At 68.0% G+C, this 22,240-nt stretch carries 16 protein-coding genes; 12 read left to right on the top strand and 4 right to left on the bottom strand.

Features of this window, described 5'->3' with window-relative positions:
- The first annotated feature begins 413 nt into the window (after window positions 1-413).
- From EO170_RS17455 to EO170_RS17400, 12 genes are all read left to right on the top strand, one after another.
- Window positions 414-1,001 (top strand): RNA polymerase sigma factor, encoded by a 588-nt coding sequence (locus EO170_RS17455; protein ID WP_104585912.1) that lies wholly within the window; start codon window positions 414-416, stop codon window positions 999-1,001.
- Between the two features lie 2 nt (window positions 1,002-1,003).
- A complete protein-coding gene (locus EO170_RS17450; protein WP_126946923.1) occupies window positions 1,004-1,972 on the top strand; it encodes a FecR domain-containing protein in 969 nt (322 codons plus the stop codon).
- A gap of 155 nt (window positions 1,973-2,127) precedes the next feature.
- Window positions 2,128-4,890 carry a TonB-dependent receptor gene (locus EO170_RS17445; protein ID WP_206514033.1) on the top strand — a complete coding sequence of 921 codons (2,763 nt, stop codon included), beginning with the start codon at window positions 2,128-2,130 and terminating at the stop codon, window positions 4,888-4,890.
- An 11-nt stretch (window positions 4,891-4,901) separates the two neighbouring features.
- The gene (locus tag EO170_RS17440; RefSeq protein WP_241239467.1) at window positions 4,902-7,034 is read left to right on the top strand and encodes an acylase; all 2,133 of its coding nucleotides are present in this window, start codon (window positions 4,902-4,904) and stop codon (window positions 7,032-7,034) included.
- 82 nt (window positions 7,035-7,116) lie between these two features.
- Window positions 7,117-7,593: a hypothetical protein gene (locus EO170_RS17435; RefSeq protein ID WP_126943771.1), complete on the top strand. Its 477-nt coding sequence runs from the start codon at window positions 7,117-7,119 to the stop codon at window positions 7,591-7,593.
- Between the two features lie 116 nt (window positions 7,594-7,709).
- Window positions 7,710-8,963 (top strand): dipeptidase, encoded by a 1,254-nt coding sequence (locus EO170_RS17430; RefSeq protein ID WP_126946917.1) that lies wholly within the window; start codon window positions 7,710-7,712, stop codon window positions 8,961-8,963.
- A gap of 261 nt (window positions 8,964-9,224) precedes the next feature.
- Complete coding sequence (locus EO170_RS17425) at window positions 9,225-10,535, top strand: MFS transporter (protein ID WP_164741087.1); 1,311 nt, start codon at window positions 9,225-9,227, stop codon at window positions 10,533-10,535.
- Between the two features lie 25 nt (window positions 10,536-10,560).
- Complete coding sequence (locus EO170_RS17420; RefSeq protein ID WP_115678203.1) at window positions 10,561-11,730, top strand: glycerate kinase; 1,170 nt, start codon at window positions 10,561-10,563, stop codon at window positions 11,728-11,730.
- A 331-nt stretch (window positions 11,731-12,061) separates the two neighbouring features.
- Window positions 12,062-13,240, top strand: a complete 1,179-nt coding sequence (locus tag EO170_RS17415) for a sugar diacid recognition domain-containing protein (RefSeq protein WP_126946911.1) — start codon at window positions 12,062-12,064, stop codon at window positions 13,238-13,240.
- Window positions 13,241-13,396: 156 nt separating this feature from the next.
- Window positions 13,397-15,148, top strand: a complete 1,752-nt coding sequence (locus EO170_RS17410; protein ID WP_104650371.1) for a diguanylate cyclase — start codon at window positions 13,397-13,399, stop codon at window positions 15,146-15,148.
- A 136-nt stretch (window positions 15,149-15,284) separates the two neighbouring features.
- Window positions 15,285-15,677 (top strand): DUF2628 domain-containing protein, encoded by a 393-nt coding sequence (locus EO170_RS17405; RefSeq protein ID WP_016902101.1) that lies wholly within the window; start codon window positions 15,285-15,287, stop codon window positions 15,675-15,677.
- A gap of 641 nt (window positions 15,678-16,318) precedes the next feature.
- Entirely contained in the window at window positions 16,319-18,796 is a 2,478-nt protein-coding gene (locus EO170_RS17400; protein WP_126946908.1) for a GH92 family glycosyl hydrolase, read from the top strand.
- 202 nt (window positions 18,797-18,998) lie between these two features.
- Here the strand turns inward: EO170_RS17400 and EO170_RS17395 are convergent, their stop codons facing one another.
- The 4 genes from EO170_RS17395 to EO170_RS17380 form a co-directional block, all read right to left on the bottom strand.
- The gene (locus EO170_RS17395) at window positions 18,999-20,414 is read right to left on the bottom strand and encodes an amino acid permease (protein WP_104650369.1); all 1,416 of its coding nucleotides are present in this window, start codon (window positions 20,412-20,414) and stop codon (window positions 18,999-19,001) included.
- Window positions 20,415-20,624: 210 nt separating this feature from the next.
- Window positions 20,625-21,005 (bottom strand): hypothetical protein, encoded by a 381-nt coding sequence (locus tag EO170_RS17390; RefSeq protein ID WP_104585894.1) that lies wholly within the window; start codon window positions 21,003-21,005, stop codon window positions 20,625-20,627.
- A gap of 127 nt (window positions 21,006-21,132) precedes the next feature.
- Window positions 21,133-21,753, bottom strand: coding sequence for a glutathione S-transferase (locus tag EO170_RS17385; RefSeq protein ID WP_126946905.1), 621 nt, complete (start codon window positions 21,751-21,753; stop codon window positions 21,133-21,135).
- Window positions 21,754-21,953: 200 nt separating this feature from the next.
- The gene (locus EO170_RS17380) at window positions 21,954-22,184 is read right to left on the bottom strand and encodes a hypothetical protein (RefSeq protein WP_126946988.1); all 231 of its coding nucleotides are present in this window, start codon (window positions 22,182-22,184) and stop codon (window positions 21,954-21,956) included.
- Window positions 22,185-22,240 lie beyond the last annotated feature (56 nt).

Here is a 22,240-nt window from a genome sequence, read left to right as displayed (position 1 = left end):
CCATAAACACCGTACTCGCTAGCGCATCGGCGCCGCTCGTCGCGCCCGGATGCCACACGTTCAGACCGCCAGATACTGCAGTGCCCTGCACGGCGCCGCCCATCGCCGTGGGGTTGCCATTCGCGTTGCCATTGGCGTGGCGGCGCGCCCGTGTGCGTGGCGTGCCTGCATAACCTCAAGCAGTCAAGTCATTGCCAACGGCCATTTCGTTGGCCGCATCCGACCGGACATTGTCGATGTCCGGCGCGCGCTGCGCGGGTAGTGCCATCGCAGCGGGCCACCCGTCGGAGGGCATGGCGGAGTTGCGCCGCTGGCGCATCGTGACTTCAAGAGCAGGTCCTTCGCTCGAACCCCCGGAGAACGCAATGACTTCCTCACTTCGACGTGCGGGCACGTCAGCGGCCGCGTCCTAGATGCCGGCCATCGATTCCCAGCGCGCCGCCTGGCTGGCGACGCAGGTCCTGCCGCACGAGCCGGCGCTGCGGCGCTGGCTGCGCAAGCACGCCCCCGGCAACGTCGATTGCGACGACGTCATCCAGGAGACCTACGCCATCCTGGCCGGGCTGGGCGAGGTGGGTCATATCGCCAATCCGCGCGCCTATCTGTTCACCGCTGCGCAGTCGGTGCTGCTGCAGCAGGTGCGCCGCGCCAGGATCGTGTCGATCGAGAGCGTGGCGGAAATCGAGCGCCTGGACATCACACAGGACGAGCGCTCACCCGAGCGCCACGCCATTGCCGGTCAGGAGCTGCGCCGCATCGGCGAAGCGCTGGCGGCACTGCCGGACAAATGCCGCCAGGTGTTTCTGCTGCGCAAGGTCGACGGCCTGTCGCAGCGCGAGATCGCCGCGCGGCTCGGAATCAGCGAGAACACCGTGGAAAAACACATCGTGAAGGGATTGCGTCTGCTGATGGCACGCATGGGCCGCACGCCCGCATCGGCACCGGCCGCGGGCCACGCCGCGCCGGCCACGCGCCTGGCCGATCCGCAGCGCGGCAGCTGAGCATGCGCAGCATCGACGACATTGCCGCCGCCTGGGTGGGACGCGAGGACCGCGACCGGCTCACGCCGGCCGAGCGCGTGCAGCGCGACCGCTGGCTGGCCGAAGACGTGCGCCATCGCGGCGCCTATGCACGTGCGCACGCGGTGCATCTGCATTTCGATCGTGCGCGCGCGCTGGGGCAGGGCTTTGCCGCGGAAGCGACGTATTCGCGGCGCACGCATCGACGCGGCAGGTGGCTGGCCGCACTTGCCGCCTGCATGGTCGCTGCGGCCACCGGCATGCTGGCATTGCAGCAGGCCGTCCCCGACACCGGCGCGCCCGGCAGCGGCCATCACCTCACCCGCATCGGCGAGGTGTTGCGCCTGCCGTTGGCAGACGGCTCGGCGGTGACGCTGAATTCCGGCTCGGAAGTGGTGGTGGAGTTCAGCGCCGACCGTCGCCAGATCCAGTTGCTGCGTGGAGAGGCCTTGTTCGACGTGGCCAAGGACCGTCATCGCCCGTTCGTGGTGATGGCGGCCGGCGCGGAAGTGCGCGCGGTCGGCACCAGTTTCAGCGTGCGTCGGCGGCAGGACGATGCGGTCAAGGTCGTCGTGCGCGAAGGCACCGTCGACGTGGAGGCCGACCGGCGCACACCGCAGCGGGTGGCCGCCAATATGCTGGCCATGGTCAGCCCGACGCGGGCGGTGCAGGTGCAGCCGCTGCCAGCACGGCGCGTGCAGCAGTTGCTGGTCTGGCGCGAGGGAATGATCGCCTTCGACGGCGACACCTTGGCGCAGGCCGCTGCCGAATTCGCCCGCTACAACGACATGCGCATCCTGATCGACGACCCCGCGGTGGCGCGGCGCACCGTGGTCGGCCTGTATTCGGCCAACGATCCGGAAGGCTTCGCACGCTCCGTTGCGCTGAGCATGGGCCTGCAGATCGAACACACCCGTGGCGGCATCCACTTGCGCGGCGCACTCGCGCAGTGAGGTGCACCGCTGCACGTCACCATCCGCAATGTCGATGGCGGAAAAGCGGCGGCCACGCATCCAACAGACAGGGGCCACACAGCAACGGTGACGACGACCGGACAGCGGCGCACGCGCGCCAGCGGAGAGCAGTGATGCAGGCAGCAAGCAGGCGTTTGAGCAAGGCCATCGGCACGGCCATGGCGATGATGGCAGCGGGAGCGGCCTTGGCAGCCTCGCCGCAGGGGCGCACGTTCTCGCTCCCCGAGAGCAATGCGGTGGTGGCGTTGCCGGAATTTGCGCGGCAGGCCGGCGTGCAGATCGTGGCACCCGGCGAATACCTGCAGCAGGTCCGCACGCCGGCGGTGCAGGGCACGCTGGAATCGCGCGTGGCGCTGCGGCAGTTGCTGGCCGGCACCGGATTGAGCGTGGTTCAAGACGATGGCGAACGCATCACGCTGGCCTCGGCGCAGCCGATGACGGCCGCGTTGCACGGATATCCCGCCGTGGGCTACGCACAGGTGGACGCATCCGCACCGACGCCACCAGCCGCTGCACCGCCAGCCGATGCCGCAGTCGGCAACCTGGATGCGGTGGTGGTCACCGGCGCACGCGGCGTGCAGCGCACCGTCACCGAAAGCCCCACCCCGATCGATGTGATCGGCGCGGCGGAACTGGAAAAGACCGGTCGCCCGGGCCTGCTGGCGGCACTCAACGATCTGGTGCCCTCGTTCAATGCACCGGCCAAATCCGGCAACGGCACCTCGTATGTGATCGCCACCGGCGGGCTGCGCGGGCTCAATCCGGATCACACCCTGGTGCTGGTCAACGGCAAGCGCCGCCACCGCACCGCCAGCATCAACATCGCCGGCATCGTCGGCCGCGGTTCGGTGCCGGTGGACATGAGCCTGATCCCGGTCTCGGCGGTGGACCACATCGAGGTGCTGCGCGACGGCGCCGCCGCGCAGTACGGCTCGGACGCAATCGCCGGCGTCATCAACATCCTGCTCAAGTCCGATGCCGAGGGCGGCAAGGCCGACCTGCTGTGGGGCCAGAACATCGACCGCGCCGATGGCGACAGCAGCAGCGCCAGCATCGGCAAGGGGCTGGCGCTGGGCAGCGACGGCTTCGTCTATCTGGCCGCCGACGCCAGGTACCAGCAGACCTCCAATCGCGCAGTGCCGGTGGCCGACGATTACCGGCTGTACTACCCGGTCAACGGCCAGCCGGACCCGCGCGAGGCCACCGCCAACCGCCTGATCACGCGCAACTTCGGCCAGCCCTGGCAGAAGGGCGCCAACCTGTCCTACAACGCCGAACTGGGCCTGGGCGGCGAGCTGCGTGGGTATTCCTACGCCACCTACAGCCGCCGCCTGAGCGACCTGGAATGGTCGTTCCGCAATCCCAACGCCAACAACACCCTGCAGGAGATCTATCCGGACGGGTACAGCCCGCGCCTGCGCATCGACGAGACCGACTACGAGTTCACCGCCGGCATCAAGGGCCTGTGGGGCCAGTGGGATTGGGATCTGGCCACCAGCTACGGCAGCAACGCCTCCGAACGCGACGGCCTGCACACGCTCAACGCCAGCCTGGGGCCGACCAGCCCCACAGAATTCTATCTCGGCCAGCTGACCTCCACAGACTGGACCACCAGCCTGGACATCACCCGCGGCCTGCAACTGGCCGAGCGCCCGCTGCAGGTGTCGCTGGGTGTGCAGCATCGCTACGAAAAATACGAGATCCAGGCCGGCGAGCAGGCGGCCTATGCGGCCGGCAACTACGTGTTCCCGGCCGGGCATCCGCGCGCCGGGCAGGCACCGCCGCCCGGCGCGCAGGGCGCGATCACCTTTCAGCCCGACGAAGCCGGCAGCCTGGATCGCAACAGCGGCGCGGCCTATGTCGACCTGACCTGGGACGTGGCCGACAGCGTGTCGCTGGGCCTGGCCGGCCGCTACGAGCGCTTCGACGATTCGGCCGGCGACACCGCGGTGGGCAAGTTCACCGCGCGCTGGGCCATCACCCCGACCTTCGCGCTGCGTGGCGCGGCCAGCACCGGCTTCCGTGCGCCGGCCCTGGCGCAGGCCCTGTACGCGGCCACCAACAGCAGCTGGCGCACGCTGGACAACGGCGACCGCGAGCTGTTCCTGGCCAAGACGCTGCCGGTGGATTCCCCCGCCGCGCTGGCACTGGGGGCCGAACCGCTGAAGCCGGAAGAATCCACCAATGCCAGCATCGGCTTCACCTATAACCCGACGCGCGCGCTCAGCCTCACCGTGGATGCCTACCGCATCGATCTGGACGACCGCATCGGCATGACCGGCTACATCACCGGTGCGGCGATCACCGACCTGCTCACCCGCGCCGGCGTGTCCGGCGTCGACAGCGCGCAGTACTTCACCAACGCCATCGACACCCGCACTGAAGGCGTGGACGTGGTGGCGACCTGGCGCATGGAGGCCGGCGACTGGGGCCGGGTCAACTGGAACCTGGGCTACAACTACAACACCACCGAGATCACCCGCATCGCCGACAACCCCGCCGCACTGGACTCGCTGGGCGCCGGCTACGAACTGTTCGACCGTGCCTCGCGCGGCTACCTGTCGCGCACCCCGCGCAGCAAGCTGCTGCTGGGCGGCAACTGGGTGATCGGCGACTTCGCGCTCAACGTGCGCGTCAACCGCTTCGGCAGCTTCGACGTGCTGGAAAACAACCCGGCCAACGATGAGCACGTGCCGGCCAAATGGATCACCGATCTGGAAGCGTCCTACGCACTGTCCGGGCGCATCACCTGGACGCTCGGCGCCAACAACCTGTTCAACCAGTACCCGAACAACATCGGTGCGGTCGCCAGCACCGGCAGCGGTTTCTATGTGACCAGCGTGCCGTACGGCTTCACCGGCGGGTCCTACTACACCAAGTTGACCTACACCTTTTGAGGAGTGAGCCAGTGCCGCGACTTTCTTCGATGCGGGCGCATGCGCGCAGCGCTTCCATCTGCGCAGGGCTGTTGATCGCAGTGCTCTGCGCTCCGACGGCGGCGCTTGCCGGCGCCGGCAAGGACACCGGCGAGATCCTGTGGGACCGCTACGGCGTGCCGCATGTCTATGCCAGGACCGAAGCCGGCACTTTCTACGGCTTCGGTTGGGCGCAGACCCATAGCCATGGCAATCTGCTGCTGCATCTGTATGGCGAAGCGCGCGGCCGCGCCGCCGAATACTGGGGCGAGAAGTACGCCGAACAGGATCGCTGGCTGGTCAGTAACGCTGTCTACCCACGCGCGCAGCAGTGGTACCGGCAGCAGGCCCCGGGCTTTCGTGCCGACCTGGACGCCTTCGCGCAAGGCATCAACGCCTACGCGGCCGCACACCCGGAGGCCCTGGACGCCAACGTCAAGGTGGTGCTGCCGATCACCGGTGTGGACGTGGTGGCGCACGCGCACCGGCTGATGAATTACGTCTACATCGCCTCGCCGGCCAAGGTGTTGGGCGAGCCACCCAAGGACGGCCAGGCCCGCGATGGCTCCAATGCCTGGGCGCTGATGCCGAGCAAGACCCGCGACGGCCATGCCATGCTGCTGGCCAACCCGCACCTGCCCTGGGGCAGCGGGTTTTTCACCTATTACGAAGCGCATCTCAACGGACCGGGCGTGGATCTGTACGGCGCCACCCAGGTGGGCCTGCCGATCCTGCGTTTCGGCTTCAACAAGCAACTGGGTTTCACCAATACGGTGAACACGCTGCTGGGCCAGACCACCTACAAACTCACGCTGTCGGGCGAGGGTTATCTGCTGGACGGCAAGGTGCTGCCGTTCAAGCGGGAGACCAGAACGCTGAAGATCCGTCAGGCCGATGGCGCGCTGAAAACCCAGACGCTGGACGTGCGGCAGTCGGTGCACGGCCCGGTGTTCGAACGCTACGACGGCAGTACCGTGGCGCTGCGCGTGGCTGGCCTGGATCGCCCCGACATGCTCAAGCAGTACTGGGACATGGGCAAGGCGCAGGACTTTGCGCAGTTCCAGCGCGCGCTCAAGCAGCTGCAGGTGCCGATGTTCAACATCGTCTATGCCGACAACGCCGGCAACGTGCTGTTCCTGGACAACGGCATCCTGCCCAGGCATGCGCAAGGCGATCTGAAGTACTGGAGCGGCCTGGTGCCCGGCGATACCGCGTCCACGCTATGGAGCGATGTGCACAGCTACGACGAGCTGCCCAAGGTGATCAATCCGGCCGGCGGTTTCGTGCAGAACACCAACGACCCGCCGTGGCTGGCGAGCTGGCCGCGCGCGCTGGACCCCAGCGCATTTCCGGCCTATGTCGCCCCAACCGGGCCGATGTCGTTGCGCGCGCAGAACTCGGTGAAGATGCTGGCCGAGCACGACAGCATCGACTTCGACCAGCTGGTGGCACTCAAGCGCACCGCACAGGCGCTGGCGGCCGATCGCACGTTGCCGCAGCTGTACGCCGCAGCCGCAGACAGCACCGATCCGGACATTGTCGCTGCGGTCGACGTGCTCAAGGCCTGGGACCGCCACTTCGAAGCCGACAGCCGCGGCGCGTTGTTGTTTGAGGAATGGGCGCGCCTGTTCACCGGCGATGCGCGCTACCTCTCGCAGGCCGGTTATGCCACGCCGTGGTCGCTGGACGCGCCGCTGACCACACCCAGCGGCCTGAAGGACCCGGCGCTGGCGCTGCGCCAACTCAAGCAGGCCGTCGCCAGCACCAAGAAGACCTATGGCGCCATCGACCGGCCGTATGGCGAGGTGTCGCGCTTCCACCTGGGCGCTGTCGATGTGCCCGGGCGCGGCGGTTTCGGCAATCTCGGTGCGTTCGATGTGATCACCTGGAACCCGCCCAATACCGATGGCCAACGCCTGCCGCAGCACGGCGAAACCTGGGTCTCGCTGGTGGAGTTTTCCACGCCGCTCAAGGCCAAGGGCCTGATGAGCTACGGCAATGCCAGCCAGCCTGGTTCGGCGCACATCAGCGACCAGCTGCCACTGCTGTCCAAGGGCGAGTTCCGCACCTTGTGGACCACCCGCGAGCAGGTCGAACAGCACCTGGAATCGCGCACCGACTTCTGATGCCCAGCTCCCGACGATCGCCCGACGCCAAGCAGCTACCCGACAGCACCGCCCACTATCCCAGCCTCCAAGGACACCGCCCATGCGCACCTTTCTGACCGCCGCCCTGTTCGCCGTCTCGGCGTTGACTGCCACGTTCGCCGCATCGGCGGCCGATCCGCACGACGGCGCCTGGACCCTGGTGGAATCCAAATCCAACTGGAGCGACGGCAAATTTCCCAAGGGCATGCGGCTGACCATCAACGTGCAGTTCTCCGACAACCGCATCGAGTACCACTCCATCAACACCACCCGCCCGGACACGCCGTACAAGGTCGATTACGTCACCACGCTGGACGGCAAACCCAGCCCGCTCAACGAGCAGGCGCGCTTCAACCAGATCGCGGTGAGCAAGACCGGCGCCGACACCTACCAGATCCTCAAGATGAAGGACGACGACGTGATCGTCGGCGAGTTCTGGACGTTCTCTGCAGATGGCAAGACGCTGATCCGCAATGGGGTGGGCAAGTCGCCGGAAGGCAAATCCAAGGCCTATCACGAGTTCTTCGAACGCAAGTGAGCGCCGGGGCGTGGTCGGCGACGACGCCCCGGACCACGCAGGCGAACCTCCTGATCGTGCAGCGGCTGAGGCCAGCGCGGCTATGATCGATACACCCCCAACTTCTGCGAGCTGCCATGACCCTGCATCGCCTGTGCACCGCCATCGTGCTGAGTCTGGCCGTGGCCGCACCCAGCCACGCGCTGGAGTTTTCCAGGGCCGAACTGGCGCGCGCCACCGCGCTGCAACAGCGGCTGGTCACGCTGGATTCGCATCTGGACACGCCGGCCAATCTGGAGCGCCCCGACTTCGACGTCCTGCAGGCGCATGCCGGCAACCGGCTGTCGCAGGTGGATTACCCGCGCATGGTCGAAGGCGCGCTGGATGGCGGCTTCTGGGCGGTCTACACCGGGCAGGGCGATCGCAGTGCGGCCGCGCACCTGGACGATCGCGATGCCGGCCTGCAGCGGTTGTTGAAGATCCACACGCTGCTGGCCGCGCAACCGCAGCGCTTCGCCTTCGCCACCACGCCGGCCGATGCCGCGCGCATCAAGGCCGCTGGCAAGCGCGTGGTGTACATCAGCATGGAAAATGCCAGCCCGTTGGTGGCCGACCCCACGCTGCTGCGGTTCTATTACGCGCAAGGCCTGCGCCTGATGAGCACCGTGCATTTTCTCAACAACGAATTCGCCGACTCGGCCACCGATCCCAAGGGACCGGAATGGAAGGGCCTGAGTCCGGCCGGCAAGCAGCTGGTGCAGCAGGCGCAGGCATTGGGCATCGTGATCGATCAATCGCATGCCTCCGATGCGGTGTTCGACCAGTTGATCGCGCTGTCGCCGGTGCCGATCGTGCTCTCGCACAGCGGTGCGCGTGCGGTGTTCGACCATCCGCGCAATATCGACGACGCGCGGCTGAAGGTGCTGGCCGCACACGGCGGGGTGATCCAGGTCAATTCCTATGGCGGCTACCTGGTCAACAGCGGCGCCAGCCCCGAGCGCAAGGCCGCCGAGAAGGCGCTGACCGAGCAATACGGCGGCTGGGAGCACATCAAGATCGCCGACGGCACCGCCCTGAGCGCCGCGCTCAAGGACCTGGATGCGCGCTACCCGATCAAGCGCGCCACCGAGGAGGATTTCTTCGCCCATCTGGAGCATGTGCTCAAGGTGGTCGGGCCCGAACACGTGGGCATCGGCATGGACTGGGACGGCGGCGGTGGCGTGGTCGGCCTGGAAGATGTCTCCGACCTGCCGCGCATCACCGCCTGGCTGCTGCGCAAGGGCTACACCGAGCCGCAGATCGCCGGCATCTGGGGCGGCAACCTGCTGCGGGTGATGGGGCAGGCGCAGGCGTATGCGGCGGGGAATGGGGAATCGGGAGTGGGGAGGTAGTGCTGGGATTGGGCAGTCGGAAGTCGGGAGTCGCAAAAACGAGGCGGTCCGTCGTGCGTGCGCTCCGAAACCGGCGTATGCCTCGCGTGCCTCCTGGGGAAGCTGGGCATTTGCACAAAAACTAGCGCCGATCTGCCATGGACAGGCAGCAGGCTGACGATGCTTCCGGGAAAAAGCACCAACTAGAATGCGCCGACCCCTGTGTGGCGTCAGTGCCAACGCACCGCGCACCGGTGGGCTTACCCACTGCTGGAGCGTGCGATGACCCAAGCCTCCCGGCCTCTGCCGCCCTCCGACGGCCTGGGCCCGACCTACCGCAGGATCCTGTGGCGGCTGATCCCGTTCCTGTTCGTCTGCTACCTGTTCAATTACCTAGACCGGGTCAATGTCGGCTTCGCCAAGCTGCAGATGCTGGACGACCTGGGCATGAGCGAGACCGTGTATGGATTGGGCGCGGGCATCTTCTTCATCGGCTACCTGGCCTGCGGGGTGCCGAGCAACCTGATCCTGCAGCGCATCGGTGCGCGCCGCTGGGTGGCGATCATGATGGTCAGCTGGGGCCTGCTGTCGACCTGCCTGATGTTCGTGCGCACGCCGGCCGGCTTCTACACCCTGCGCCTGCTCACCGGCGCGGCCGAGGCCGGCTTCTTCCCCGGCATCGTGCTGTACCTGACGCGCTGGTTCCCGCGCGCCCAGCATGGCCGGGTCATGACCGTCTTCATGTCGGCCATTCCGATCTCCGGGGTGCTGGGCGGGCCGTTGTCGGGCTGGATCCTCAGCCATTTCTCGGCCGGGCAGGGCGGTCTGGCCGGCTGGCAATGGATGTTCCTGCTGCAGGGCCTGCCCACGGTGCTGCTGGGCATCGGGGTGTGGTTCCTGCTCAGCGATGGCGTGCAGCAGGCAAGCTGGCTGGACCCGCAGGAGAAGCAGGCACTGACCCGCGCGCTGGCCGCCGACGAAGCAGGCAAGCCGGCCGGCGCCTCCACCTCGCTGGGCGCGGTGCTGCGCAACCCGGCGGTATGGCTGCTGGGCACGGTGTACTTCTGCATCCAGAGCGGGGTGTATGCGATCAACTTCTGGCTGCCGTCGATCATCCAGGGCAGCGGTGTCACCGACCCGACCCGGATCGGCCTGATGAGCGCCATCCCGTACCTGGCCGCGGCGGTGTTCATGGTGCTGATGGGCCGCTCGGCCGACCGCCGCGGCGAGCGCCGCTGGCACCTGGTGATCCCGTTGCTGATGGGCGCGGCGGGGCTGTGCATCGCCGCCAGCGTCACCGACAACCTGGCGCTGGCCCTGTTCGGCATGACCCTGGCCACGATGGGCGCGGTCAGCGGCTTGCCGCTGTTCTGGCCGCTGACCAACGGCTTTCTCACCGCCGCCGCGGCGGCCGGCGGGCTGGCGCTGATCAACTCCACCGGCCAGGTTGCCGGCTTCGTCAGCCCGTACCTGGTGGGCTGGATCAAGGACGCCACCCACAGCACCGAGCTGGCGCTGTACGTGCTGGCCGGGGCCATGCTGCTGGGCGCGGCGCTGGTGCTGCGGGTGCCGGCACGCGCGGTGAACCAGTGATGCGTCCGTCCCAGCGAGTGTGCCCATGAAGATCGTCATCGCCCCCGATTCCTACAAGGAAAGCCTGTCCGCGCTGGAGGTGGCCACCCAGATCGAGGCCGGCTTCCGCGAGGTGTTCCCCGACTGGCAGTACCGCAAGGTGCCGGTCGCCGATGGCGGCGAAGGCACGGTCGACGCCCTGGTGGCGGCCACCGGCGGGCGGGTGATCGCCTGCACGGTCAGCGGCCCGCTCGGCACCCCGGTGCAGGCGTTCTTCGGCCTGACCGGCGACGGCCGCACCGCAGTGATCGAAATGGCCGCCGCCAGCGGCCTGGCGCTGGTGCCGCCGGCCGAGCGCGCGCCGCTGCGCACCAGCACTGCAGGCGTGGGCGAGTTGATCCTGGCCGCGCTGGATGCCGGCGCGCGGCGCTTCATCATCGGCATCGGCGGCAGTGCCACCAACGACGGCGGCGCCGGCCTGGCGCAGGCCCTGGGCGTGCGGTTGCTGGATGCGCGCGGCGAGGCGATCGGCCCCGGCGGCGGCGCGCTGGCGGCGCTGGCCCGCATCGAGACCGACGGCCTGGACGTTCGCCTGCAGGACTGCCACTTCGAAGTGGCCTGCGATGTGGACAACCCACTGATCGGCCCGACCGGTGCCTCGGCGGTGTTCGGCCCGCAGAAGGGCGCCACGCCCAGCATGGTGCGCCAGCTCGATACCAACCTGCAGCACTACGCCAACCTCCTGCAGCGCGACCTCGGTGTGCGCCTGCACGACCTGCCCGGCGGCGGTGCGGCCGGTGGCCTGGGCGCGGCGCTGGTGGCGTACCTGGGCGCGCAGTTGCGGCCCGGCGTGGACATCGTGGCGCAGGCGCTGGGGCTGGATGCGCTGGTCGCCCAGGCCGATCTGGTCATCACCGGCGAAGGCCGCCTGGACAGCCAGAGCCTGCACGGCAAGACGCCGGTGGGCGTGGCGCGGGTGGCGCAGCGGCACGGCAAGCCGGTGATCGCCATCGCCGGTTGCCTGGGCAACGGCGCCGCGCGGCTGCATGGGCACGGCATCGCTGCGATGTTTGCGGTGGTGCACCGCGCCTGCACGGTGGAGCAGGCGCTGGCCGAAGCCGCCAGCAACGTGCGCATCGCCGCACGCAACGTGGCGGCGACATTGCAGGTGGGGCAGACGATGGCGCGTACGTCGGGAGGCGCTGACCTGCAGTGATGGCCGCACGCAGCTGCCTCGCACAGATCCTGCTGCTGCAGAGCGGCGTGCGTTGCATGGCTGCCGCATGAGGGCATGGCCCACGCAGCGCGGCGCGTCGGCCGAAAGGACAAGGTAACCACGTCGTTGCCTGCAGCCTCGGACGCGCACTGCCGTGCAGGCGGATGAGCGCAGCGTGCCGGTGGCGTGCCCGGTTCACGGCCCGGACGCCGCGCAACCGCAGCATGGCCGCGACGCGCGCTCATCGGCGCGCCTTGGCCTCATGCTTGGCGACGTGCATGCCGACCATGGCACCGCAGCCTCCCTCACCCCGTCAACAGACCCTCAGCCCATGCTCACGCTCGACCGCACCCTGGCGCAGTCCATCGTCGACCGCGCGATGACCATCGTCGACGGCAACGTCAATGTGATGGACCACACCGGCGTCATCATCGCCAGCGGCGAGCCGGCCCGCCTCGGCCAGCTGCACGAAGGCGCGCTGCTGGTGCTGTCCAGGCAGGGCCGGGTGGAGATCGATGCGGCGCTGGCCCGGCAGCTGGACGCAGTGCGCCCGGGCGTCAACCTGCCGCTGATCGCCGATGGCCGCATCGTCGGCTGCGTCGGGCTGACCGGCGAGCCGCAGCGGATCGGGCAACAGGCCGAACTGGTGCGCATGGCGGCCGAAGCGATGCTGGAACAGGCCAGCCTGCTGCGCCTGCTGGCCCGCGATGCGCGCCTGCGCGAGGAAGTCACGCTTGGCCTGATCCGCGCCGACGGACCGACCCCGGCACTGGCCGGCTGGGCCGAACGGCTCGGCATCGCGCTGGACCTGCCGCGCGTGGCGGCCGTGATCGAAGTGGAAAGCGGCACCCTCGACCTGGACGCCATGCTGGTGGAACTGCAGCGCCTGCACACGCTGCTGGCCACGCCCGAGCGCGGCAACCTGATCGCCGCCACCGCGCTCAACGAACTGGTGGTGCTCAAGCCCGCGCTGGACCGCCGCGGCCACTGGGACGTGGGCGAACAACGCCGTCGCGCGCATACCTTGCTCGAGCGCATGCGTGCCAGCAGCCCGCTGCGCATCCGCCTCGCGCTGGGGCAGTACTTCCCGCAGCCCAACGGGCTGGCGCTGTCGCACCAGATCGCGCGCACCACCATGCGCATCGGCAAGGCGCGCGCGCCGCAGGCCGACGCGTTCTTCTACGACGACCATCGCCTGCCGGTGCTGGTGGACGACCTGCGCCAGGCCTGGCAGGCCGACGAATTGCGCAAGCCGCTGCAGGCACTGCTGGCACAGGACCGGCGCGGCGACCTGTTGAAGACCTTGTCGGTCTGGTTCGGCGCCGGCATGCGCATGGCGCCCACCGCCAAGGCACTGGCCATCCACCGCAATACGCTGGATTACCGCATGCAGCGCATCGCAGGACTCTGCGGCGTGGACCTGGGCAACACCGACGACTGCGTGCGCCTGTACCTGGCCCTGCAGATGGACGACACCAGCGCCTCCAGCGGCGCCGACCCCGCCGCCTAGGGCGCCGCCTAGTGCGCCGACACGCCGGTGCCGCCGGGCAGGCCGCAGCGCCGGCGCACACCCCATCCTGTGTCGCGGCGCACGAAACCAGCGTCAGGCAGGTATGCCCGGTCCGCTAGACTGAGCGGATTGTCAGGGGAACAAGCGAGCATTCCGTTGAGCCACTGCGACACCGTCGCGTCATCCACTTCCCGCGAAACCGATCGGCTGTCGCGTCTGGCGCTGTTGCAGATCGTCGATACCGATGCCGAGCCGTTCTTCGATGCGTTGGCCGCCGCCGCGCAGGCGATTGCCGGCACGCCGATCGCGCTGGTGTCGTTGGTGGACGAGCATCGTCAATGGTGGAAGGCCAATATCGGCCTGCCCGGCGCCAGTGAAACCCCACGCGAGCTCGCGTTCTGCACCCACGCCATCGAGGACGATGCGGTGATGGAAGTACGCAATGCGCCGGCCGATCCGCGCTTTTGCGACAACACGCTGGTCACCGATGCGCCGGGGATCCGTTATTACGCCGGCGCGCCGATCGTGTTGTCCGACGGTCTGCGCATGGGCACGGTGTGCGTGATCGACCAGCGCCCGCGCGCGCTGGAGCCGGCGCAACTGGCCGCCTTGCAGCAGCTGGCCAGGGTCGCCGCCGAAGGGCTGGAGCAGCGCCGGCTGATGCTGGAGCGCGAAGCTGCCAACGCACAGCTGCAGCAACGCCTGCGCGAGAGCGAAGCGTTTCTGGAACGCACCGGCCGGGTCGCCGGTGTCGGCGGCTGGGAGGTGGATGTGGCCAGCGGCGTGCTGACCTGGTCGGACCAGACCTGCCGGCTGCACGATCTGCCGCCTGGCTACCGGCCGACCCTGGCCGAGGGGATCGGCTTCTATCCGCTGGATGCGCGCGCGGTGATCACCGAGGCGGTGGACAGCTGCGTGCGCGACGGCACGCCCTGGGACCTGGAACTGCCGCTGGTCAGCGCCACCGGCCGGCGGCTGTGGGTGCACAGCACCGGCTCGATGGAGCATGTGGATGGGCGCATCCGCCTGATCGGCGCGATCCAGGACGTCACCGACCGCCATCGCGCGGTGGATGCGCTGGCTGCCAGCGAGCGCAAGTTCCGCAACATGTTCCAGTACAGCCTGGGCCTGATCTGCACCCACGAGATGGATGGCCGGCTGATCAGCATCAATCCGGCCGCGGCGCGCTCGCTGGGCCGCAGCGTGGACGACATGGAAGGGCGCTCGTTGCTGGAATTCATCCGCCCCGAGCTGCACGCCGCCTTCCAGGGCTATCTGTCGCGGATGGTGCTCGACGGCCAGGACGCCGGCGTGATCGAGCTGGTCGCCAGCGATGGCAGCCTGCGCCACTGGCAGTACCGCAATGTGCTGGATGTGGAGGCCGACGCCACCGTCGTGCTGGCGCACGCCCAGGACATCACCAACCAGTACCAGCAGGAGAAGCAGCTGCTGGAATGGTCGTTCACCGACCCGCTCACCAACTGCTACAACCGCCGCTTCCTGGACGAACTGGACAAGCGCGATCCCAGCGTGCGCTGGGGCTGCATCGTGGTGGATCTGGACAAGTTCAAGCTGGTCAACGACACCCACGGCCACCAGCGCGGCGATGAAGTGCTGGTGCAGATGGCCTGGTTCCTCAACCAGCCGCTGCGCACCCAGGACCGTCTGGTCCGCCTGGGCGGCGACGAGTTCCTGGTGCTGCTGCATCAACCCACCCAGTCGCAGCTGGCGGCATTGGCGCGCGACTACGTGGCCGCCACCGACGACGCCCCGATCCAGTTCACCCTGGGCACCGCCCTGCGCCACGACGGCGAGGCGCTGGCGGCAGTGGTCGATCGCGCCGACCGTTCGCTGTACGCGCTGCGCCGGGCGCGCCGCGGCACCGGTGTCAGCGACCAACGCGAGTGAGGCGCGCTGCGGCCTGCAAGCGGCCACGGCTGAAGCTGATCGGCGGCTGACCCTCCGCGTCCGACCGGTGCCGAAGAACGTGCCGATGAATACGCGATCGCCTATCATGTAATCGTTTTCAACTACATGGTTTGGAATGGATACCTTCGATCGCACCCAGCTCAGTCCCAAGTGGCAGTTCCGTTTCGATTTCTTCGACCGTCACGGTGGCCCCAAAGACCCCAGTTACAAGAACGCACTGAAGACCCTGAGCTTTGGCGAGAAGGTCAAGGTCGGCATGAACTTCTATGCCTTCTTCTTCGGCGTCATCTATTTCTTCATCATCGGCCTGTGGCGCAAGGCGTTGAGCCTGATCGGCATCAGCGTCGTGGTGAGCATCGTGGCCTCGTTCCTGCCGGCCGCGTTTCAGAACGTGCTGTGGCTGCCGCTGTCGTTGTTGACCGGCATGATCGCCAACTACGCCTACTACCTGGACAAGGTGAAGGGCAGCACCAGCTGGAACCCGTTCGAGGGCATGCGCTGGATCTGAAGCAACTGCGTCACCGGCGCGTCGGCCCCTCCCGCCGCCACGCCAGCGTCGCCAGGCCCGGTCACTGACCGGGCTTTTTTTATGGGCCATCAAGCCCCGTGGACCAAGCCCCTCTCCCCCCGGGGCGATAAGGCACAGCTTGCGCGCCACTGGCGCGCGTGCCTGGGAGCGCCCGCGCTGCTAGCGCGGGCCGGGGCGCGGAGCGGGGGTTGGGGTGAGGGTTCGGCCCCCGACGCGCAACACGCCCAAGAGCGCCACATTCAACCAACCGCACGCAGCGCAGACGAATCAATCCCAAGCCAACTCATCCGTCAGTGCCTCTGACACGCTTCAGAATGGCAGTACCTGAAGCGCGCAACAGATCGCCTCAAAAGTCTAAAGCACCCGCAAAACTGCCAGCACCCGCACACTTTGCTGCGCCGCGGTGTGCAGCAAGCGGTCGAGAATGCTTAATCTTTGCCGACACACGGCCCATGGCCGCATCGAATTTAGATCGATCCAAACAAGCCAGGTCGGGCGCGAAATCGCGCTGCCGGTCGCCGTTTGAACGCGGTCGTTGTGCGTCGATCGCTGCGTGGTGCAGCGATCGACATGGATCCCCACCTGCGGCTTCGGTCGCCCTCTCCTCCGAGGTGTCTTGCATGCTCTCCGCAGTCTGGTCCGATCGTTCCGTTTCGCAGGGCGCTCCGGCGCCGTTCTGGCGCCGCGCCGCCGCCGGCCTGTGCCTGCTTGGCATGGCGGTGTGCGCGCCGCTGGCCGCGCAGGACCCGGCGCAGGTCAACACCTTCATCGGCAGCAAGGACGACGGCAACACCTTCCCCGGTGCCTCGGCCCCGTTCGGCCTGGTCCAGGTCAGCCCGATCGGCGCGCACTACGCCGGCTGGCGCTACGACGACCCCAGCATCCGCGGCTTCGGCCATTCGTTCCTGTCCGGGGCCGGCTGCTGGGAGCAGGGCGGCCAGGTCTCGGTGCTGCCGGTCACCGGCCGCATCGGCCCGGGCGGCGACTTCGACACCGCCGACGCCAAGGCCTTCGACCAGAAGCGCTATGCCGCGCGCTACACCCATGACGGCGAAGTCGGCCAGGCCGGCTACTACAAGGTGCGGCTGACCGACTACGGCGGCATCGACGCCGAAGCCACCGCGCTCACCCGCGCCGCCGCCGAGCGCTACAGCTTCGCGCCCGGCGCCGACACCGGCCATGTGCTGGTCAACCTGGGCCAGGCCAACGACCGCCACGTGGTGATCGGCAGCCAGCTGCAGGTGGTCGGCGACCGCGTGGTCGAAGGCAAACTGACCACGCAGAGCTTCTGCGGCGGCCACGAATACACCACCTGGTTCCGGCTGGAATTCGACCGCCCGTTTACCGCGCACGGTGTCTGGGGCGAAGATGGCGGCGTGCCCGGCGCGCGCCACGGCATGGGCGGCGAACTCAAGCCCAACGGCGCCTGGCTCAGCTTCCCGCTGGGCAAGAACAAGACCGCGCGCGCAGTGACCGTGGTCAGCGCCATCTCGCATGTGGACGCCGAAGGCGCGCGCAACAACCTGCGCGCCGACGGCATGCAGGGCGGCAAGCTGCTGGGCCTGGAGCAGATGCGCCAGCGCGCGCAACAGGCCTGGCGCACGGAACTGGCCGGCATGCAGCTGGCCGGCGCCAGCGCCGACGATCGCACGGTGGCCTACACCGCGCTGTATCACGCGCTGCTGCAGCCGCTGACCGGCAGCGATGCCGATGGCCGCTATCGCGGCTTCGACGATGCGATCCACCGTGCCGAGGGCTGGACCTACTACGAGTACTTCTCGCTGTGGGACACCTATCGCTCGCAGAACCAGCTGCTGGCCTTGCTGCAGCCGGCGCGCGCGCGCGACATCGGTCGCTCGCTGCTGGCCATCCACCAGCAAGGCGGCTGGCTGCCGCGCTGGGGGTACGCCAATTACGACACCAACATCATGACCGGCGACCCGGTGACGCCCTTCATGGTCGACCTGTGGCGCTTCGGCGCGCTGCAGGGCAGTGAAACCGAGGCCTACGCCGCGCTGCGCCAGAACGCCTTCGGCCAGCCGCCCATCAATTCGCGCCACGCCGGGCGCTCGGGCAACGCCAGCTACCTGGCCAACGGCTACGTGCAATACGACCGTGCCTTCCCCTCCAAGGGCATGGACGTGGACCCGCACCACGGCGGCTCGGCCACGCTGGAATACGCGCTGGCCGACTGCGCGCTGGCGCAGATGGCGCAGGCGCTCGGCCACCCCGACGACAGCGCGCTGCTACGCAGACGCGGCGGCAACTGGCACAACGTCTGGGACGCCGGCGTGCGCGATGCCGACACCGGCTTCAGCGGCTTTCCGCGCCCCCGGCTGGAAGACGGCAGCTGGTATGCCCCCTCGGACGATCACTACAGCCCACGCTCGCAGCATGGCTTCCACGAAGGCACCGCCTGGCAATACCAGTGGCTGGTGCAGCAGGACATCCCCGGCATGCTGCAGGCCATGCATGGCAGCGAGCAGGCCGGCAAACGCCTGGATGCGTTCTTTGCCTACGACGACCTGCTCAAGGACCCGCTCAACGCCGCGCGCACGCACTGGGTGGTCGGCCCGTACAGCTACTACAACCAGTACCGCTACAACCCCAACAACGAACCGGACCTGCACGCCCCCTGGATGTACACGTTGATCGGCCAGCCGTGGAAGACCGCCACCGTGGTGCGCGCCGCCCAGCAGCTGTTCACCAACGCGCCCAATGGCGTCACCGGCAACGACGACCTCGGCACGATGTCGGCCTGGTACCTGTTCAGTGCGCTGGGCCTGTATCCGGCGGTGCCGGGCAGCGGGCAGTTCCTGCTGCATGCCCCGCGCTTCAAGCGGGTCACGCTGGCGCTGGGCAACGGCAAGCGCCTGCGTATCGACGCCCCCGGCGCCGACGGCCGCGCGCTGCAGTACGTGGACAGCGTGCGTTTCAACGGGCAACCGCAGCGGCAGGTGTTCCTGGACTGGGCCCAGCTGCAGCAGGGCGGCACGCTGTCGTTTGCACTAAGCAAGCAGGCGCCGACGCAGGGCTGGGGCACGCAACCAGAGGCATTGCCTGCCTCGTTCTGCGCCACGCCTGCGGCGGCACCGTGATTCAAGCGCCGGTACCGCGAGCGCGGGCCGGCGCGCAGCCTGAAAGCAAGGGCACAGCTCGCCTGTGTTGATTCATTCTTGAAGGCGCGTGGCGACGCGTTCGTCATCGCTGGCACCTGCCGGGTGTCCGAGGCGCCCCTCATCCGTACTGCGAGCCCCTTCTCCCGCTGGGAGAAGGGCACACTCCCGCTGGGAGGAGGAACTATCCCACCTTCGCCAACCGGCTATTGCGCCGGCCATAGGCCACATACACCACCACGCCCAGCGCGTTCCAGGCCAGGAACCACCCCTGCGTCGTGCTTGGCAGACTCCAGAACAGATACAGGCAGCCCAGGATCGCCACCGGCCCCACCACCCATGCCAGCGGCGTCCGGAAGGAGCGCGCACGCGTGGGCTCGCGCACGCGCAGCACCAGCAGGCACGCCGCCACCGCAGTGAACGCCGCCAGGGTCCCGGCATTGGCCAATGCGGCAATTTCATCCAGGCGTGCCACGCCCGCCAACGCCGCCACCAGCACCGCCGTGAACAGGGTGATCGCCACCGGCGTGCCGGTGCGGGCATTGACCTTGGACAGGCCACGTGGCAACAGGCCATCGCGCGACATCACGAAGAAGATGCGGCTCTGCCCATACAGGAACGCCAGCAATACCGTCGGCAGCGCGATGATCGCCACCGCACCGATGACCAGCGCCGCCTTGCCGTGGCCGAGTTCACGCATGATCAGCGCCAACGGCTCCGGGCTCTTGCCGAACACGGTGAAGCTCATCGCACCCACCGCCGACAACGCCACCAGCACATAGATCAGCGTGCAGCCGATCATCGAGCCGACGATGCCGATCGACAGATCGCGCCCCGGGTTCTTGGTCTCTTCGGCCGCGGTGGAGATCGCATCGAAGCCATAGAACGCGAAGAAGATGATCGCCGCCGCGGCCATCACCCCGCGCTCCACGCCATCGGCACCTTCGGTCTTGGGGAAGCCATACGGCATGAACGGCTGCAGGTTGGCGCTGTCGAACGCCGGCAACGCAATCGCCACGAACACGCCCAGCGCCACGATCTTCAGCACCACCAGCACCGCGTTGAGGGTGGCGCTTTCCTTGGTGCCGGCCATCAGCATGCCGGCGACCAGGAAGGTGATCACCACCGCCGGCAGGTTGACGATGCCGCCGGCATGCGGCCCGGCCACCAGGGCATGCGGCAGGTTGACCCCCAACCACTGCAGGAAGCCGACGAAATAGCCCGACCAGCCCACCGCCACCGTGCTCACCACCAGCGAGTATTCCAGCACCAGGCTCCAGCCCACCACCCAGGCGATGCTCTCGCCAAGCGCGGTGTAGCTGTAGGTGTAGGCGCTGCCGGCAGCCGGCATCATCGTGGCCATCTCCGCATACGCCAGCGCCGCGCAGGCGCACACGATGCCGGCCGCCACGAACGACAGCAGCACCGCCGGGCCGGCCTTGTCCGCGCCCACGCCGATCAAGGTGTAGATGCCGGTGCCGACGATCGCGCCGATGCCCAGCGCGACCAGATGCGGCCAACTCAGGCTGCGGACCAGCTGCCGGCCGGCCTCGTGCACGGTGACCTGATCGATGGGTTTGCGCCTGAGCCAAGACGACATGCGGACCTCGCGGGAACAAAAGAAGGCGCGAGTGTCGCCCAACGCGCCGCAGCAAAGCTATCGGTCCAAGGTCATGCGTCGGCGCCAGCATGGCTGCGCACGCGTACCGTATCAGCTGTCAGCGCGCCACACCCGCCGGTCTCCGGCCAAGCGACCGCCACCCGCGATCCCGCTTTTGCGAATCCCCAATCCCCAATCCCAAATTCCCGCTCACTCCACAGACGGGCGATGCGGTGGGCGCACATTGCGATAGACCAACTGCACCGCCCACGCGCCGATCAGGCCGACCGCACCGGCAGCGAAATGGGTCCAATCGAGTACTCGCGGCGCCGCGCCATTGGCGTCATGCCCCCAGAAGTTGAACCACAACAGCACCAGTGCGGTGACTCCGATGCCGATCCAGAACCACAGCCGTGTTCCACCAATGGCATAGAACAAAAACGGCAACGCGGCGCCGATCAAAAAATGCACCGGGAAGAAATACGCCGTGCCGTACGGCCGCATCAGGTACCAGACGATCGCGGCAAAGCTGCCCAGAAAAACGAACAGGCCCAGCGCGAACAGACGGGTTTGGTTGGTGGCGGTGGTCATCGGGTGGCCTGGCAGGAACGAAGCCTCACCCTAGCGATGCGCAGGTCACGTTGAGGTCAATGCGATGCGATCCGCATGCAAATCCAGCATCGCCGCACTGTCTGGCTCGCTTTTGCGCAGGCGTGGTCTACGGCGCATTGCAGCCATGACGTCGAAAGCCGGCACGCGTCTTCAGGCAGGCGTGATACGCCGCCACCGCCGGCAACGCCGGCCGCGCGATCGGGCTGGCAAGCCAGCGCTGCGTGGATAAGCCCAACACGATATCGGCCAGGGTGAAGTCGGCTCCGAGCACGAACGGGCCGCCGCGTTGCAGCTGTGCCTCGAGGATGGCCATGTGCCGGTTCCACTCGCGCACGCTCGCCGCAATCGCCTGTGGATCGGCATGCGCCGCGCTGCCGCGCACGCTGGCCATGAACGCGTAACGCCAGGCGTTGTTGAGTTCGGTGGCCTGCCAATCCATCCATTGCTCGACCAGCGCACGGGCAGCGGGCGCCGTCGGCAACAGGTCGGCGCGCCCTGCACGCGCGGCCAGATACCGGCAGATCGTGTTCGACTCCCACAGCACCAGATCGCCATCGCGGATCACCGGCACCAGCGCGTTGGGGTTGAGCGCGCGAAAGGCCTCCGTGTTCAGCGATGCAAACCCGCTGCCATACGCGTGCAGCGTGTAGTCCAGCGCCAGTTCCTCGCACAGCCACAGCACCTTGCGCACGTTGATCGATGTCGGCTTTCCGTAGATGTCCAGCATATGTGCCCGGGGATGGAGGTGGTGAGTGCGTGCAGACGACTACGCCAGTGACTGCTCTGCGTCTTGCGCGTGCGTCGATGCATCATTGCAGCAGCACGGCTGCCGCGTCTGCGTACAACGGAGCGGATGCTGCAATGGGCATGTGTACATTCGTGCAGCCATACAGATCGACGTGTGCAACCTGTCCCATTGCCGCTCGCCTACACCGTCAGCTTGCCCGCGTAAGCGTCGCGCACGCTCTGGCTGATATACGTGCTCAAGCCGCGGCCTGCCTTGGCCAGGCGCTGCATTCTCGCGACCACGTCGGCGCCGGCACTGGCGGCGGTGTACACATAGGTCTCGCCACTGCGAAAGCGCACCGCGATTGCATCGTCTGCCACCGCATAGGCCACCACACCGGAATGGCCCTGGCGATTGCCGTAGCACTGCATCGACGGGAAGCGGCGGGCTGTCATGCAGGCAGGCTAGAAGCTGCGCAGTGACGGGC

Origin of the sequence: Xanthomonas sp. BRIP62409, from assembly GCF_003992965.1 — a bacterium.
Lineage (GTDB): Bacteria > Pseudomonadota > Gammaproteobacteria > Xanthomonadales > Xanthomonadaceae > Xanthomonas > Xanthomonas euroxanthea.
This window is presented reverse-complemented; position numbering and strand designations above follow the sequence as displayed.

Coding starts and splice junctions, on each gene's coding strand:
- EO170_RS17450 (WP_126946923.1), top strand. CDS start 1,004: ATGCGCAGCATCGACGACATTGCCGCCGCCTGGGTGGGACGCGAGGAC.
- EO170_RS17405 (WP_016902101.1), top strand. CDS start 15,285: ATGGATACCTTCGATCGCACCCAGCTCAGTCCCAAGTGGCAGTTCCGT.
- EO170_RS17395 (WP_104650369.1), bottom strand. CDS start 20,414: ATGTCGTCTTGGCTCAGGCGCAAACCCATCGATCAGGTCACCGTGCAC.
- EO170_RS17420 (WP_115678203.1), top strand. CDS start 10,561: ATGAAGATCGTCATCGCCCCCGATTCCTACAAGGAAAGCCTGTCCGCG.
- EO170_RS17400 (WP_126946908.1), top strand. CDS start 16,319: ATGCTCTCCGCAGTCTGGTCCGATCGTTCCGTTTCGCAGGGCGCTCCG.
- EO170_RS17380 (WP_126946988.1), bottom strand. CDS start 22,184: ATGCAGTGCTACGGCAATCGCCAGGGCCATTCCGGTGTGGTGGCCTAT.
- EO170_RS17415 (WP_126946911.1), top strand. CDS start 12,062: ATGCTCACGCTCGACCGCACCCTGGCGCAGTCCATCGTCGACCGCGCG.
- EO170_RS17385 (WP_126946905.1), bottom strand. CDS start 21,753: ATGCTGGACATCTACGGAAAGCCGACATCGATCAACGTGCGCAAGGTG.
- EO170_RS17455 (WP_104585912.1), top strand. CDS start 414: ATGCCGGCCATCGATTCCCAGCGCGCCGCCTGGCTGGCGACGCAGGTC.
- EO170_RS17390 (WP_104585894.1), bottom strand. CDS start 21,005: ATGACCACCGCCACCAACCAAACCCGTCTGTTCGCGCTGGGCCTGTTC.
- EO170_RS17430 (WP_126946917.1), top strand. CDS start 7,710: ATGACCCTGCATCGCCTGTGCACCGCCATCGTGCTGAGTCTGGCCGTG.
- EO170_RS17425 (WP_164741087.1), top strand. CDS start 9,225: ATGACCCAAGCCTCCCGGCCTCTGCCGCCCTCCGACGGCCTGGGCCCG.
- EO170_RS17435 (WP_126943771.1), top strand. CDS start 7,117: ATGCGCACCTTTCTGACCGCCGCCCTGTTCGCCGTCTCGGCGTTGACT.